The organism is Streptomyces sp. AC555_RSS877 (genome assembly GCF_019049245.1).
Lineage (GTDB): Bacteria > Actinomycetota > Actinomycetes > Streptomycetales > Streptomycetaceae > Streptomyces.
Genome location: NZ_JAGMUK010000118.1, coordinates 1 through 2,666, shown reverse-complemented (window position 1 = coordinate 2,666; position 2,666 = coordinate 1). Strand labels below are relative to the sequence as shown.

General features: G+C 68.3%; 1 protein-coding gene. It reads left to right on the top strand.

All coding sequences use genetic code 11. The features are described from left to right. Window positions 1-2,666 (top strand): methionine synthase (gene metH / locus KUM49_RS36585; RefSeq protein ID WP_217241275.1); only part of this gene is annotated, 2,666 nt, incomplete at its 5' end.

Below are 2,666 nucleotides of genomic sequence, written 5' to 3'. Positions count from 1 at the left end.
TGGCGGACGCGCAGGAGACGTTCGTGCGTGACTACGGCCTGTCCTTGGTCGGTGGTTGTTGCGGGACGACGCCGGAGCATTTGCGGCAGGTGGTGGAGCGGGTGCGGGGGGTGGCTCCGGGGGTGCGGGAGCCGCGTCCGGAGCCGGGGGCGGCGTCGTTGTACCAGTCGGTGGCGTTCCGTCAGGACACCGCGTATATGGCGATCGGTGAGCGGACGAACGCGAACGGGTCGAAGAAGTTCCGGGAGGCGATGCTCGAGGGCCGCTGGGACGACTGTGTGGAGATGGCGCGGGAGCAGATCCGTGAGGGTGCTCACATGCTGGATCTGTGTGTGGACTATGTCGGCCGGGACGGGGTGGCGGACATGGCGGAGCTGGCGGGCCGGTTCGCGACGGCTTCCACGCTGCCGATCGTGCTGGACTCCACGGAGGTGGAGGTGTTGCGGGCCGGGCTGGAGAAGCTGGGCGGCCGGGCGGTGATCAACTCGGTGAACTACGAGGACGGGGACGGGCCCGAGTCCCGGTTCGCGAAGGTGACCGCGCTGGCGCGGGAGCACGGGGCGGCGCTGATCGCGCTGACCATCGACGAGGAGGGCCAGGCCCGTACCGTCGAGTCGAAGGTGGCGATCGCCGAGCGGCTGATCGACGACCTGAGCGGGAACTGGGGCATTCATGAGGCGGACATCCTCATCGACTGTCTGACCTTCACCATCTGCACCGGCCAGGAGGAGTCCCGTGGTGACGGGGTGGCCACCATCGAGGCGATCCGTGAGCTCAAGCGCCGCCACCCGGCGGTGCAGACCACGCTGGGGCTGTCGAACATTTCGTTCGGTCTGAACCCGGCCGCCCGGGTGCTGCTGAACTCGGTGTTCCTGGACGAGTGTGTGAAGGCGGGTCTGGACTCGGCGATCGTGCACGCCAGCAAGATCCTGCCGATCGCCCGCTTCACCGAGGAGGAGGTCACCACCGCCCTCGATCTGATCTATGACCGACGGCGTGAGGGCTATGACCCGCTGCAGCGGCTGATGGCCTTGTTCGAGGGGGCCACCACCACCTCGCGCAAGGCGGGGCGGGCGGAGGAGCTGGCGGCGCTGCCGCTGGAGGAGCGGCTCAAGCGGCGCATCATCGACGGCGAGAAGAACGGCCTGGAGCAGGATCTGTCCGATGCGCTGGGTGAGCGGTCCGCGCTGGACATCGTCAACGAGACGCTGCTGGACGGCATGAAGGTGGTCGGTGAGCTGTTCGGGTCCGGGCAGATGCAGCTGCCGTTCGTGCTGCAGTCCGCGGAGGTGATGAAGAGCGCGGTCGCCTACCTCGAACCCCACATGGAGAAGGTGGAGGGCGAGGAGGGCAAGGGCACCATCGTGCTGGCCACGGTGCGCGGCGACGTGCACGACATCGGCAAGAACCTCGTCGACATCATCTTGTCCAACAACGGCTACAACGTGGTCAACCTGGGGATCAAGCAGCCCGTCTCGGCGATCCTGGAGGCCGCCGAGCAGCACCGGGCGGACGTGATCGGCATGTCCGGCCTGCTGGTCAAGTCCACGGTGATCATGAAGGAGAACCTGGAGGAGCTCAACCAGCGCGGGATGGCCGCCGACTTCCCGGTCATCCTGGGCGGCGCCGCCCTGACCCGCGCCTACGTCGAGCAGGACCTGCACGACATCTACCAGGGCGAGGTCCGCTACGCCCGCGACGCCTTCGAGGGCCTGCGCCTGATGGACGCCCTGATCGGCGTCAAGCGCGGCACTCCCGGCGCCCGCCTGCCCGAACTGAAACAACGCCGCGTCAGGGCGAGCGCGCAGACCGTCGTCGAGGAACGGCCCCAGGAGGGCGCAGGCCGTTCGGACGTGGCCGTCGACAACCCCGTGCCCACCCCGCCGTTCTGGGGCACCCGCGTCATCAAGGGCATCCAGCTCAAGGAATACGCCGCCTGGCTGGACGAGGGCGCGCTGTTCAAGGGCCAGTGGGGCCTCAAGCAGGCCCGCACCGGTGAGGGGCCCAGCTACGAGGAACTCGTCGAGTCCGAGGGCCGCCCCCGCCTGCGCGGTCTGCTGGACACCCTGCAGAGGGACAACCTGCTGGAAGCCGCCGTGGTCTACGGCTACTTCCGCTGCGTGTCCAAGGACGACGACCTGATCCTCCTGGACGAGCAGGGCAACGAGACCACCCGCTTCACCTTCCCCCGCCAGCGCCGCGGACGGCGCCTGTGCCTGGCCGACTTCTTCCGCCCCGAGGAATCCGGCCAGACCGACGTCGTCGGCCTGCAGGTCGTCACCGTCGGCTCCCGCATCGGCGAACAGAGCGCGAAACTCTTCGAAGCCAACGCCTACCGCGACTACCTCGAACTGCACGGCCTGTCCGTCCAGCTCGCCGAGGCCCTCGCCGAGTACTGGCACGCCCGCGTCCGCTCCGAACTCGGCTTCGCCGGCCAGGACCCCGACGCCATGGAAGACATGTTCGCCCTCAAATACCGCGGCGCCCGCTTCTCCCTGGGCTACGGCGCCTGCCCCGACCTCGAGGACCGTGCCAAGATCGCCGACCTCCTGCAACCCGAACGCATCGGCGTCCGCCTCTCCGAGGAATTCCAGCTCCACCCCGAACAGTCCACCGACGCCATCGTCATCCACCACCCCGAAGCCAAATACTTCAACGCACGCTGA